Source organism: Leucobacter sp. CX169, from assembly GCF_017161405.1.
In the GTDB taxonomy this organism is placed as follows: Bacteria; Actinomycetota; Actinomycetes; order Actinomycetales; family Microbacteriaceae; genus Cx-87.
In genome coordinates this window covers 1,399,789-1,412,001 of record NZ_CP071051.1, presented here as the reverse complement: position 1 = coordinate 1,412,001, position 12,213 = coordinate 1,399,789, and the positions used below count along the sequence as shown (strand labels likewise).

Genomic DNA, 12,213 nt, shown 5'->3' with positions numbered 1-12,213 from the left:
GAACGGCGATCTGGATCTCGCCGGGACGAGCCCGAGATTCTCGGCCCCGCGGTACCACCCCGCGTTGCCCGTTCCAAGGAACAGGCCACTTCATTTCAGCGATGACGGGCCGTGGCCGTTCGGATCTACTGAGCGGCACGCCGCTGTTCTCCCGAAGACTCCCCGGTGATGGCCGGATCTCAGTCGTTCCGAGCAGTCTACCTCGTATTCTCCGGCCTCGCTGGGAGGCTGGCGGCCGCGAGCAGCTCGAGCGTGAAGTCGTGGGCGGGAGAGCCCAGTACTTGGGTCGCGTTGCCCTGCTCGACGACCTCGCCGGCACGCAGCACGATCACCTCGTCCGAGACCCGTCGCACCGCCTCGACGTCGTGCGAGATGAAGACCATCGCAACGCCGGTTTCGCGTTGCAGGCGCTCCAGCAGGTCCAGCACGCGACCGCGCGCCGTCGCGTCGAGCGCGGACACGGCTTCGTCACAGACGAGTACCTCGGGGTTCGTTGCGAGGGCCCGCGCGATGGCGACCCGCTGCGCCTGGCCTCCCGACAGCGTGTCGGCGCGGCGCCGCGCGAGCGCCGGATCGAGGCCAACCTGGGCGAGGAGTTCGTCGCAGCGTGCGCGCAATCTGGCCCGACTGCACGGGCGACCGGCGGCCTCGCCGCCGCGTGCCCGCAGCGCTTCACACAGAATCGCGCGGACACGGGCGCCGGGCGAGAACGACGCGACCGCGGACTGGGGTACGAGCTGGATACGGTGACGCAGCGGTCGTTTCGCGCGCTCGGGAAGCCCACTCCAGGCGCCGCCGCCGAGTCGCACCTCGCCGGTGGCCGCCTGACGGGTGCCGAGCAGCGCCGCGGCCAGGCTGGTCTTGCCGGCACCGGATTCGCCGAGCACGCCGAGCGTCCGTCCCGGGGCAAGCGCGAAGGACACGCCGGCGATCGCGGTCCCGTTCGCGCCCGGGTGGGCGACGGACAGCCCTCGTGCTTCGATCGCGGGCAGCTCCCCGCGCGCGTCCGAGTAGCGAGGACGCGCATGCGGCGCGGATTTCGCGGCGTCGAGCAGCGCGATCGTGGTCGGATGCTTCGGGCTACGCAGGAGTGTCGCGGGAGGGCCCGACTCGACGATCCGGCCGCCGCTGACCACGAGCACCCGGTCGGCAATGCGGCCCACCGCCCCGAGATCGTGAGAAACCAGGAGCAGTCCGAGATTGCCCTCCTCGAGCTGCGCGCGCAACATCTCGAGTACTCGGCGCTGGACCGTCGCGTCGAGCGCGGTCGTCGGCTCGTCGGCGACGAGCAGTCTCGGTGACGCGACCAGCCCCCCGGCGATGAGGGCGCGCTGACGCATGCCTCCGGACAGCTCGTGGGGCCAGGACCGCGCGGCGATTGCCGCATCCGAGAGCCCTGCTCGTGCCAGCGACGCTTCCGCCGCAGCCGCACGTTCCACTCGCCCGCCGAGGTGATGGCGACGCAACGTCGCGGCGGTCTGGGCGCCGACCCGCATGAGTGGATCGAGGGCCCCGAGCGCGTCTTGGTGCACATACCCAGCATCGACGCCGCGCACGCGCTGCCAGGCGCGCTCTGGCGCTTGCCGCATGTCGTGGCCCAGCACTTCGTGTGTGCTGGTCTCGGCGCGGAGGCCAGCAGGCAGCAAGCCCAGCGCGGCACGAGCAATCAGGCTCTTGCCTGAACCGGAGTCGCCCACCAAAGCGACGCACTCCCCCGCCGCCACGTGCAGGTCGACGCCGGCCAACAGCTCCTGTGAGTCGGCGAACACCCGGAGCTCATTGATTCGGAGCAGGTCGCTCATGCTCGGTCCTCCCGTGCCGCTCGAGCGAGCACCGTCAGCGCGCCGACGGTCACGACCAACGCGAGTCCAGGGAAGACGACGATCCACCACCCGCGACTCACGAAGCCCTGCCCCTCGGCGAGCATGGCGCCCCAGTCCGGGCTCGGCGGAGCGATGCCCAGTCCGAGGAAGGTCAAGCCGGCGATGGACAACATCGCGAATGCGGCCCCCGCGGCGGCGAGCGAGCCAAGCGGCCGGGCCACGCGCGGCAGTACATGCACGAAGAATCGCCGGGACGGTCCGGCCCCGACCAGCCGCGCCGCCTCAACCGCCGGTGACCCGATCACCTCGCGCGCCGACAGGGCAGCGACCCGGGCGTAGCCGGGAAACGCCGCGACCGCGACCGCGATGGCGACTCCCGTGGGCCCGGCTCCGATGACCGCCACCAGCAACAGGGCGAGAAGGAACTCCGGGATCGCAAGTGCGACCTCGGTCACTCGCAAGAACAGCGCGCGCACCGGGCCAGGCCCGAACGCGCTCAACAGGCCCAGCACCCCGCCGCAGACGAGTGCCGCTGCCGTCGCGGCGAGCCCGGAAAGCACTGTGCTCGCGGATCCGTGCACGATGCGCGCCCACATGTCACGCCCGACCTGATCGGTGCCGAGCAGATGGCCGGGCCCCGGCGCCGTGAACGCGGCCGACGGATTGGTCGCGAGCGGGTCGACCGAGGTCAGGACTGTTGGGGCGAAGACTGCGATGGCGACCGCAGCGAGGAGGCACGCCGCAACCCAGCGAAGCGCGCGTTTCATCGCGCCACCGCGCGTCGTGAGCCCGGGCGCGGGTCGGCCCAGGTGACCACTGCGTCGACGAGAATGCCGACAACCGCAAACAGGCACGCGCTCAGGACAATCAGTCCGAACACGACGGGAAGATCGCGGCTCAGGATCGCTGTGAGGGTGACCTGTCCGAGGCCCGGCCGGGAGAAGACCCGTTCGACCAGGACGGCACCCCCGAGCACGCCGCCGACGATCGTGCCCGTGATCGCCGCGGTCGCGGGCACCGCATGGCGAAGGCCGTGTCGGGAGACGATCTCCAGCCGCGACGCGCCACCGGCGCGCGCAGTCAACGCGTACCCGCTCCGCTCCGCTCGATCGAGTTCCCCGGACACAAGCTGGCCGAGAAACCCAGCCACCGGGATCGCGATCGCGATTGACGGCAACACCAGCGAGGCGAACCCTAGGCTTCCGCCCGGGGGGAACCAGCCGAGACCAAAGGAGAAGACGGTCAGCAGGAGAAATCCGATCCAGAAGCTGGGCAGCGTGACGGCTAGCACTTCGAACGTCGCGACCACCGCGCCTCTCGCTCGCCCCGTGCGCGTACCGGTTCGGAGCAACGCCTGGCCCAGGACGACCAGGAGGAGGGCAAACAGTAACGAGAGCGCCGTGAGCTGCAGGGTGGGGGTGAGCTGGCGCGCGATGATTTCCGAGACGTCAAGCTGCTGTTGATACGAGCGGCCGAGGTCTCCGCGCAGCAGATCGCCCATCGTCGCAAGATACTGCTGCAGGAGGGGGCGATCCAGCCCCAAGTCCGCGCGGATCGCGGTGCGCTGCTCGGCGCTCGTGGACGATAGTGGCCCCAGCATCACGTCGACGGGGTCGCCCGGGATGGCCCGCATGGCGAGAAACCCGACCGTCGCGGCCGCCCACACGGTGACGACGGCCACGGCGAACCGCCCGGAAAGCCAGCGCAGCGCGCCACGTTCCGGGCGACCCCACCGTGGTCGTCGTTGGGTCATCCCTCGTAGCCTAGGCGCCGGCCGCGGCAGGTCCCGCGAGCACCGGCCAACCGAATCCGTCGAAGAACAGTCCATCGACGTGCTGCGCGTGTGCAGTCAATACGCCAGGCGAGTACAGGGGCAGGATCCACACCTGTTCGGCGTTTTGCACCTGCAGGTCCCGATACTGCTGGGCACGAACGGCAGGATCCTGCTCGGCCGCGGCTGCGTCGAGTGCCGCATCGAGCGCGGGATCGGCGACGTGCGAGGCGTTCTGGAAGCCCTCGGAGTGGAGGTGGTTTCGCAGCACGTCGCCGTCAGTCGCGGCAAAGCCCCAATCGGTGAGGTCGAAGTCCCCTGCACCGTAGGTCTCGTTGTATGCGCCGGGCTCGAGGATCTGGTGGTCGACCTCGACCCCGATGCCGCGCCAGCCGTCGATCAGATACGCCGCGAGGCTCAATCGGTCCTCGGGGAACGGGGTCCAGGACGCCCAGGTGAGGGTCAGGCGCTCGCCGTCCCGGGTGCGGATCCCGTCGTCGCCAATGGTGTCCCATCCGGCTGCATCGAGCAGCGCTCCCGCGCGCTCGGCATCGAACTCCGCGCTGCCGTCAAGCTCGCTCGCGTAGACCCCGGGGGTGCTCGGGCTCAGCACGCTCTCGGCGCGCGTGAACTGACCGGCGAAGACACTCTCTACCGCGGCGTCGATGTCGACGCCTAGCCCGAGCGCCTGGCGCACTCGTGCGTCGTCGAGCGCACCGTGCTGCACATTGAGATACAGCGAGTAGGGCACGCCGGGGCTCGGCACCGCCGAAACGTCGAATCCGGCGGCGGTCAGCTCGCTCGCGGTCGACGGGGTCAACTCGCTCGCGAGGTCGGTCTGGCCGGCGCGGAAGCTCTCGGCGCGAATCTTGGCGTCTGGGACGAGCGACACCTGCAGCTTGGTTGAGGTGTTCGCATCTGCGTCGAGTTCTGCGGGCGCCCAGGCGTAGTTGGGGTTGCGCTCGTAGCTCAGGTGATCCCCGGCAACCTGCTCAGTGAGCACCCAGGGGCCGCTGCCGACCGTGACGCCGGGCCCGCCCGTCGCCAACTTCTCGGGCGAATCGGCGAGCGCCTTGGGCGAGTACATGCCCAGGAACGCGGTCGACGCGTTCGTCAGAAACGGGGTAAAGGGCTGGCTGAAGACGACGTCGACGGTGTCATCGTCGATCACGACCGTCTCGAGGTAGTTATCGCCGCCCAACAGGTCAGCGGCCTGCGCCGAGGCCGTGTCCTCCGCCACCACGTGGTCGAAGTTGGCTTTGACGGCCGCCGCGTCGAACTTCTCACCGTCGCTAAAGGTGACGTCGTCGCGCAGATCGAGCGTGACGTGCGTGCCGTCCTCACTCACGGTCCAGTCGGTCGCGAGCCAGGGGTGGAGCACGCCCTCAGCGTCGAGATACGTCAGAGAATCAAGCGAGAGGCGGCCGACCATGGCGCTGACGTCGAGCTGACTCTTATGCGGGTCCATGTGGCCATTCTCGAGGTTCGCGCCACCGAGCGCCCAGCGGATGGTTTCCCCGGATCCGCCTTCCGACGGGCCCGCACAACCGGTGAGCAGCAGTGCCCCCGCAGCGACTGCGGTGACGAAGGCAAAGGGACTTCTGTGTGACATGACCGACCAACTCCAGAGCGCGAAAGATGAATGACATTAGTTAATGTACTGCGCACATTAAAGAACGTTGCTACTGTAACAGCAGCGAATACCGGAGGGGGCATAGGCTCATGCAGGAGACACCCGGACTCCCGACGACGCGCCGGGGCCGCCCCCCGGCCACCGACGCGGCGACGCTGCAGGACGCCGCGTACGAACTGTTCACCCTGTACGGCTACGAGCAGACGAGCATCGGCGATATTGCCCAGCTCGCGGGCGTGAGCCGAAACACGTTCTTCAACTACTTCAGCGGCAAGACGGACGTGTTCTGGCTCCAGGTCGACGCCGCGCTCGCGGCGCTTCCCGAGGCGCTCACTCGGACGGCCCAAGACCTTCCCCCCGTTGCAGCGATCGGCGAGGCCGTGGCGGACTGCGTCGCTGGCTGGGATGCGGGGAAAGTGCCCTGGGTGCTGACCCAATTTGACGTGATCGGCGCCCCAGATGCGGTCCGCGAGAGCGGCATGTCGCGATTCATCGAGGCGTCCTCGCTGCTCACCAGTTTCGCGGCGACACGCCTGGGACGCGCCGAACGAGACCTCCTCCCTGCGGTCATCGGCGCGACGACGACGGCGGGGATTGTCGCCGCCGCACGATCCTGGGCAGAGGCCGGGCCAGCGCGTGGACACGTGCAGGCATACCTCTTGCGCGCGCTCGCCCCACTCGCCGATGGGTTCTCTGCAGCGACGTAACCGGGCGACGCCTGCGAAATGAGTGGGTAGACTATTCGGGTTGACCATTTGGCACCACGGGTCCAGTCCCGCAGACACGGTGCCGTCCACATCGATCCCCACCGGAAACCGGAGCAGCGCACATGAGCCCCACCCCCGACAAGCCCGCACTCGAAGGACTTGAGCAGAAGTGGGGAACGGTCTGGGAGGACAAGGGGACCTATCGCTTCGATCGCGAAGGCGCCACGCGCGAGTGCATCTACAGCATCGACACTCCTCCGCCGACGGCCTCGGGATCGCTCCACGTAGGCCACGTGTTCAGCTACACCCACACCGATACCGTCGCGCGGTTCCAGCGCATGCAGGGCAAGCGCGTCTTCTACCCGATGGGGTGGGACGACAACGGACTGCCGACCGAGCGTCGCGTCCAGAACTACTACGGCGTGCGCTGCGACCCCAGCCTCCCCTACATCGCAGACTTCGTCCCGCCGATCACCGGCGGCGACAATAAGGGCGGCAAGGCCGCCGAGCAGCAGCCGATCTCTCGCCGCAACTTCATCGAGCTGTGCGAGACGCTGACCGAGGAAGACGAGCGACAGTTCGAGGCGCTCTGGCGCACCCTCGGCCTGTCAGTCGACTGGAAGCAGAGCTACCGCACCATCGGGAGCGACTCGATTCGCGCGTCGCAGCTCGCCTTCGTGCGCAACGCCGCTCGCGGCGAGGCATACCAGGCGATGGCCCCGACCCTGTGGGACGTCACGTTCCGTACCGCGGTTGCGCAGGCCGAGCTGGAGGATCGCGAGCAGCCCGGCGCCTACCACGCGCTCGCGTTCGCGCTGCCGGACGGCGGCGAGGTCCTCATCGACACGACCCGTCCCGAGCTCCTTCCCGCGTGCGTCGCCCTGGTGGCCCACCCCGACGATGAGCGCTACCAGGCGCTCTTTGGCAAGACCGTCCGCACCCCGCTCTTCGGCGTCGACGTCACGGTACACCCGCACCCGCTCGCCCAGCCCGATAAGGGCACCGGCATCGCGATGGTGTGTACTTTCGGTGACATGAACGACGTCATCTGGTGGCGCGAGCTCGATCTCCCCGCCCGCGGAATCCTCGGCTTCGACGGACGCGTGCAGTCAGAAGCCCCCGAGGCCATCACGAGCGAGGCCGGCCTTGCTGCCTACGGCGAGCTCGCGGGCAAGACCGTGTTCAGCGCTAAGAAGAGCATCGTCGAGCTGTTGACCGCGAGCGGAGACCTGCGCGGAGAGATTCGTTCGATCACCCACCCGGTGAAGTTCTTCGAGAAGGGCGACCGCCCGCTCGAGATCGTCTCGACCCGCCAGTGGTACATCAAGAACGGATCCCGCGACGAGGGTCTCCGCGAGCGCTTGCTGGCCCACGGCCGCGAGCTCGAGTGGCACCCCGAGTTCATGCGCGTGCGCTACGAGAACTGGGTCGAGGGCCTTGCCGGTGACTGGTTGATTTCGCGCCAGCGCTTCTTCGGCGTTCCCCTGCCCGTCTGGTACCCGCTCGACGCCGACGGCAACCAGGTCTTCGATGCGCCGATCGTGGCACCCGAGGCCAGCTTGCCGGTTGACCCGTCCAGCGAGGCACCCGCCGGGTACACGGAGGATCAGCGAGGCGTCCCCGGTGGATTCATCGGCGAGCTCGATGTGATGGACACCTGGGCGACCTCCTCGCTCACTCCGCAGCTCGCCGCCGGCTGGGAGCGGGACCCTGAGCTCTACAACCTCGTGTACCCCTTCAGCCTGCGCCCGCAGGGCCAGGACATCATCCGCACCTGGCTCTTCAGTACTGTGTTGCGCTCGGAGCTCGAGTCGGGCACGCTCCCCTGGGCCCACGCGGGTATTTCGGGCTGGATCCTCGACCCCGACCGTAAGAAGATGTCGAAGTCGAAGGGCAACGTGGTCACGCCGGCCGGTCTGCTCGAACAGCACGGTTCTGACGCAGTGCGTTATTGGGCTGCCTCCGCAAAGCTCGGCGTCGACGCGGCGTTCGACCCGCAAAACCCCACGCAAATCAAGATCGGCCGTCGTCTGGCCATCAAGGTGCTCAATGCCACCAAGTTCGCCCTGAGCTTCCCGTTCTCGGGCGAGGGCGATGGCGTCACCGAGCCGCTCGACCGCAGCATGCTGGCGGCCCTGGCAGAGGTCGTCGACGCCGCCACCAAGGCGTTTGAGGGTTACGATCATGCCCGCGCGCTTGAGTTGACCGAGTCCTTCTTCTGGACGTTCTGCGACGACTACCTCGAGCTTGTCAAGGAGCGCGCGCACGGCGGCGAAGGCCAGGCTCAGGCCTCGGCAGTCGCGGCACTCCGCGCGGCGCTGTCGATCTTCCTGCGACTTTTCGCCCCGTTCATCCCGTTTGCAACGGAGGAAGCATGGTCGTGGTCGAACGACGACTCGGTGCACACCGCGGCGTGGCCGAAGCGTGCCGAGCTTGACGCCCTCACCGGCTCGGACGCCGACCCGACGATCCTGGATCTGGTGGGTGCGGCCCTGATCGGCATTCGACGCGCGAAGACGGATGCGAAGGCGTCGCAGAAGACCCCCGTGCGCTCGGCGGTCATCAGCGCGACGGACGAGGATCGCTCGCGCGTCGAGCTTGCCGCTGACGACCTGCGCGCCGTAGGCCGCATCGCGGACCTCACGTTCGAAGATGGCGGCGCCGACGGCATTGCCGTGACCCGCATCGAGCTTGAAACCGTTCCGGAGGCCTAGTCATGCAACTCGGTGCACGCTGGACGGTGGGGGCTCCCCCGCACCGTTCCGTGCCCGCCGTGCTGCACGAGGCGATCGTCGAGGTCGAGGCTGAGGCTGGCCGGCCGAATGCCTCATGGACGCTGACCTGGCTTGAGGGACGGCCCCGACTTTCACTTGAGGGCGAACTGCGTCTCACCCTCAACGGCTCGGGCGACCCGGTGCACGTCGCGCCGGGATCAGCGTCCCCCCTCGCACACGCACTCCCTACGATCGATGAGGATGATGATGACTGGCTCGGCTAACCGCACCCCGCTTGTTCGTTCCGCAGCGCTATTGAGCGCCGTTGTGCTCGCACTCGGACTGTCCGCGTGCGCCCCTGAACCGGACGCGATGCCGACGGGAAAGTCGAACCCGGAGGCTACCACCGAGCCGAGTTGGCCCGAGGCAGATGCCGAAGAAACGGACAAGAACCGCATGCTCCCGGTGACCTTCCCGGGAGCCTTCGTGCCACTTCCGGCGAACCCAGACGTCGACAACGCCGGCGAACGCGGCGAGGGATCCTGGTTTGTGGTGTTGCGCGCGGACTCACTCGATGCAGCAAGCGCGATGCTCGATCAGATTGCGACGGACGGCGCCTTCACGGTGACCGAGGACATCGAAACCGGTGACGGTGGGCGCAGCGCCACGCTCACGGTCGACGACTACGTCGTACATGCTCTGACGCTCACCGAGGGCAAGCAGGCGCTGCTCAGCCTGGATGTGAGCAACACGCAGGTCTAGCGCACTCCACGCGGGGGTATCGCAAGGCGCCTTGCGTCGTCGGATAGACGATGCAAGGCGCCTTGTATTACGCCGAGGCGCGGCCGCGGGCGGCCAGGATGCGCGGGGCGGCTTCGCCCAGCACCGACTCGCGCGTCACGATCACCTTTGCGGCGTCTTCGCTCGACGGGATGTCGAACATGACCGGGCCGAGGACGTCTTCGAGAATCGCCCGGAGACCTCGCGCGCCCGTCTTGCGGGCGACTGCCAGTTCGGCGATCGACTCGAGCGCGGCTTCCTCGAACTCAAGGCTGACACCGTCGAGCTCGAACATCCGCTGGTACTGACGCACGAGCGCGTTCTTCGGTTCGGTAAGAATACGAGTGAGCGCCGACACGTCGAGCGGGTCGACCGTCGCCACGACGGGAAGCCGCCCAATGAACTCAGGGATCAGACCGTACTTGTGCAGGTCCTCGGGAAGGACCTCCGAGAACAGCTCAGACTCGTCGCGCTTCGTCGAGAGGGCGGCACCGAAGCCGATTCCGCCCTTCCCGACGCGATTTGCGATGATCGTCTCGAGGCCAGAGAAAGCGCCCGCGACGATGAACAGCACGTTCGTGGTGTCGAGCTGAATAAACTCTTGGTTCGGGTGCTTACGCCCGCCCTGCGGCGGGATGGAAGCGACGGTGCCCTCGAGAATTTTGAGGAGCGCCTGCTGCACGCCCTCTCCCGAGACATCCCGCGTGATTGAGGGGTTCTCCGCCTTACGCGCGATCTTGTCGATCTCATCGATGTAGATGATGCCCGTCTCCGCGCGCTGCACGTCGAAGTCGGCCGCCTGCAGCAGCTTGAGGAGGATGTTCTCGACGTCCTCCCCCACATAACCTGCCTCGGTGAGCGCGGTCGCGTCCGCCACTGCGAAGGGGACTCCGAGCTGTCGGGCGAGTGATTGCGCGAGATATGTCTTGCCGCAGCCGGTCGGGCCGACCATCAGAATGTTCGACTTTGCGATCTCGACCTCTTCAGCGGCCGCTTCGGCGCTCGACAGGCTCTGCATCGCACGGACACGCTTGTAGTGGTTGTAGACCGCGACCGCGAGGGACTGCTTCGCTCGCTCCTGGCCGATGACGTACTGCTCGAGGAAATCGTAGATTTCGCGAGGCTTCTTCAGCGTGAACTCAGTCGACTCGGTCGTACCGCTCTCGGAAAGCCGTTCCTCGATGATCTCGTTGCACAGGCCCACGCACTCGTCACAGATGTAGATCTGCGGTCCAGCGATGAGCTGCTGCACCTGCTTCTGCGATTTTCCACAGAAGGAACACTTGAGCAGGTCTCCGCTTTCGCCGATCTTTGCCATGATATCCCTCCGATTTTCGTCTGGCACGAGCCTAGCGCGCCGCACCGACATCGAGTGACGTCAGCGCGGCGCGCCGAGGAGCTAGGCTCCGGTGACCGCCGCCGGGTTCTTCCGGCTGGTGAGCACCTGGTCGATCAGCCCGTACTCGAGCGCTTCCTGCGCGCCGAGGATCTTGTCACGATCGATGTCCTTGTGTACCTCCGCGACCGTGCGCTTCGAGTGGTCCGAAAGCGTCTGTTCGAGCCATTCGCGCATGCGCAGGATCTCAGCAGCCTGGATCTCGATGTCCGATGCCTGGCCCTGAGCTCCACCGCTGGACGGCTGGTGGATGAGCACGCGGGCGTTCGGGAGCGCCAGGCGCTTGCCGGGCGTTCCTCCGGCCAGCAGTACGGCGGCGGCCGATGCCGCCTGCCCGAGGCAGACCGTCTGGATGTGGGGCTTGATGTACTGCATCGTGTCGTAGATCGCCGTCATCGCAGTGAACGAGCCACCCGGTGAGTTGATGTACATGATGATGTCGCGCTCGGAGTCCTGGCTCTCCAAAACGAGAAGCTGAGCCATGACGTCATCCGCAGACGCGTCGTCGACCTGCACACCGAGGAAGACGATCCGGTCCTCGAACAGCTTCGCGTACGGGTCCTGACGCTTGTACCCGTAGGCGGTGCGCTCTTCGAAGGTGGGCAGGATGTAGCGCGAGCTCGGCATCGCGAGACCGCTTCCGCCAGCGGAGGGAAGGTGCGGGGTAATCATTCGCTAGATCTCTTTCTCTCGCTGCTTACTTGCTCGTGCCGCCGCCACCGATGACATCGGAGGCAGAGTCACGGATGTAGTCGACGAAGCCGTATTCCAGCGCTTCGTCGGCGGTGAACCAGCGGTCACGGTCGCCATCGGCGTTGACCTGCTCGACCGTCTTACCGGTCTGGTCAGCGGTGATCTGCGCGAGGCGGTTCTTCATCGAGACGATGAGCTGAGCCTGCGTCTGGATGTCGCTTGCGGTGCCGCCAAAGCCGCCGTGCGGCTGGTGCAGCAGCACGCGGGCATTCGGGGTGATGTACCGCTTCCCCTTGGTGCCCGCGGTCAGCAGGAACTGACCCATTGAGGCGGCCATTCCAATGCCGACCGTCACGATGTCGTTCGGGACGAACTGCATCGTGTCATAGATCGCCATGCCGGCCGTGATCGAGCCACCGGGTGAGTTGATGTACAGGTAGATATCTGCTTCGGAATCTTCCGCCGCGAGCAGCAGGATCTTCGCGCAGATCTCGTTTGCGTTGTCGTCACGGACTTCTGACCCCAGCCAGATAATCCGGTCCTTCAGCAGTCGCTCGAACACACTGTTCGGCATCGTCGGTTCTGCCATGCTGCGCTCCGTTTCGATAAAGGGTGCTTGGTATTGAGGCTAACGAATCCCCGGCCCACATTCGGCCATGTTCGCCCTGGGCACACTGTCCTGAATACGAAGGATCC

General features: G+C 67.0%; 11 protein-coding genes. 4 read left to right on the top strand and 7 right to left on the bottom strand.

All coding sequences use genetic code 11. The annotated features are described in order from the left end of the window. Positions 1 to 197: 197 nt before the first annotated feature. The 4 genes from JW030_RS06355 to JW030_RS06340 are packed head-to-tail and all read right to left on the bottom strand — an operon-like array spanning position 198 to position 5,206. Positions 198 to 1,802, bottom strand: a complete 1,605-nt coding sequence (locus JW030_RS06355) for an ABC transporter ATP-binding protein (RefSeq protein WP_188044791.1) — start codon at positions 1,800 to 1,802, stop codon at positions 198 to 200. Continuing rightward, positions 1,799 to 2,590 carry an ABC transporter permease gene (locus tag JW030_RS06350; protein ID WP_188044792.1) on the bottom strand — a complete coding sequence of 264 codons (792 nt, stop codon included), beginning with the start codon at positions 2,588 to 2,590 and terminating at the stop codon, positions 1,799 to 1,801. The genes JW030_RS06355 and JW030_RS06350 overlap by 4 nt, the downstream gene beginning before the upstream one ends. Then, positions 2,587 to 3,576 carry an ABC transporter permease gene (locus tag JW030_RS06345; RefSeq protein WP_188044793.1) on the bottom strand — a complete coding sequence of 330 codons (990 nt, stop codon included), beginning with the start codon at positions 3,574 to 3,576 and terminating at the stop codon, positions 2,587 to 2,589. Before JW030_RS06345 ends, JW030_RS06350 begins: the two co-directional genes overlap by 4 nt. A 10-nt stretch (positions 3,577 to 3,586) precedes the next feature. After that, complete coding sequence (locus JW030_RS06340) at positions 3,587 to 5,206, bottom strand: ABC transporter substrate-binding protein (protein WP_188044794.1); 1,620 nt, start codon at positions 5,204 to 5,206, stop codon at positions 3,587 to 3,589. 110 nt (positions 5,207 to 5,316) lie between these two features. On the opposite strand from JW030_RS06340, the gene JW030_RS06335 reads away from it, so the two are divergent. The 4 genes from JW030_RS06335 to JW030_RS06320 all read left to right on the top strand — a co-directional run bounded on the left by JW030_RS06335 (position 5,317) and on the right by JW030_RS06320 (position 9,410). After that, complete coding sequence (locus JW030_RS06335; RefSeq protein WP_188044795.1) at positions 5,317 to 5,934, top strand: TetR/AcrR family transcriptional regulator; 618 nt, start codon at positions 5,317 to 5,319, stop codon at positions 5,932 to 5,934. 122 nt (positions 5,935 to 6,056) lie between these two features. After that, positions 6,057 to 8,648: a valine--tRNA ligase gene (gene valS / locus JW030_RS06330; RefSeq protein WP_188044796.1), complete on the top strand. Its 2,592-nt coding sequence runs from the start codon at positions 6,057 to 6,059 to the stop codon at positions 8,646 to 8,648. A 2-nt stretch (positions 8,649 to 8,650) separates the two neighbouring features. Next, positions 8,651 to 8,932, top strand: coding sequence for a Fe-S oxidoreductase (locus tag JW030_RS06325; protein WP_188044797.1), 282 nt, complete (start codon positions 8,651 to 8,653; stop codon positions 8,930 to 8,932). Beyond that, positions 8,916 to 9,410 carry a hypothetical protein gene (locus JW030_RS06320; protein ID WP_188044798.1) on the top strand — a complete coding sequence of 165 codons (495 nt, stop codon included), beginning with the start codon at positions 8,916 to 8,918 and terminating at the stop codon, positions 9,408 to 9,410. Before JW030_RS06325 ends, JW030_RS06320 begins: the two co-directional genes overlap by 17 nt. Before the next feature lie 67 nt (positions 9,411 to 9,477). Here JW030_RS06320 and clpX read toward each other — a convergent pair whose 3' ends face one another. The 3 genes from clpX to JW030_RS06305 all read right to left on the bottom strand — a co-directional run bounded on the left by clpX (position 9,478) and on the right by JW030_RS06305 (position 12,106). After that, on the bottom strand, positions 9,478 to 10,746 hold the full coding sequence (gene clpX, locus JW030_RS06315) for an ATP-dependent Clp protease ATP-binding subunit ClpX (RefSeq protein WP_188044799.1): 1,269 nt from the start codon (positions 10,744 to 10,746) through the stop codon (positions 9,478 to 9,480). Between the two features lie 81 nt (positions 10,747 to 10,827). Beyond that, complete coding sequence (locus tag JW030_RS06310) at positions 10,828 to 11,496, bottom strand: ATP-dependent Clp protease proteolytic subunit (protein WP_188044800.1); 669 nt, start codon at positions 11,494 to 11,496, stop codon at positions 10,828 to 10,830. Positions 11,497 to 11,521: 25 nt separating this feature from the next. Beyond that, positions 11,522 to 12,106, bottom strand: a complete 585-nt coding sequence (locus JW030_RS06305; RefSeq protein ID WP_188044801.1) for an ATP-dependent Clp protease proteolytic subunit — start codon at positions 12,104 to 12,106, stop codon at positions 11,522 to 11,524. Between the last annotated feature and the right edge of the window lie 107 nt (positions 12,107 to 12,213).

Coding starts and splice junctions, on each gene's coding strand:
- JW030_RS06355 (WP_188044791.1), bottom strand. CDS start 1,802: ATGAGCGACCTGCTCCGAATCAATGAGCTCCGGGTGTTCGCCGACTCA.
- JW030_RS06350 (WP_188044792.1), bottom strand. CDS start 2,590: ATGAAACGCGCGCTTCGCTGGGTTGCGGCGTGCCTCCTCGCTGCGGTC.
- JW030_RS06345 (WP_188044793.1), bottom strand. CDS start 3,576: ATGACCCAACGACGACCACGGTGGGGTCGCCCGGAACGTGGCGCGCTG.
- JW030_RS06340 (WP_188044794.1), bottom strand. CDS start 5,206: ATGTCACACAGAAGTCCCTTTGCCTTCGTCACCGCAGTCGCTGCGGGG.
- JW030_RS06335 (WP_188044795.1), top strand. CDS start 5,317: ATGCAGGAGACACCCGGACTCCCGACGACGCGCCGGGGCCGCCCCCCG.
- valS (WP_188044796.1), top strand. CDS start 6,057: ATGAGCCCCACCCCCGACAAGCCCGCACTCGAAGGACTTGAGCAGAAG.
- JW030_RS06325 (WP_188044797.1), top strand. CDS start 8,651: ATGCAACTCGGTGCACGCTGGACGGTGGGGGCTCCCCCGCACCGTTCC.
- JW030_RS06320 (WP_188044798.1), top strand. CDS start 8,916: ATGACTGGCTCGGCTAACCGCACCCCGCTTGTTCGTTCCGCAGCGCTA.
- clpX (WP_188044799.1), bottom strand. CDS start 10,746: ATGGCAAAGATCGGCGAAAGCGGAGACCTGCTCAAGTGTTCCTTCTGT.
- JW030_RS06310 (WP_188044800.1), bottom strand. CDS start 11,496: ATGATTACCCCGCACCTTCCCTCCGCTGGCGGAAGCGGTCTCGCGATG.
- JW030_RS06305 (WP_188044801.1), bottom strand. CDS start 12,106: ATGGCAGAACCGACGATGCCGAACAGTGTGTTCGAGCGACTGCTGAAG.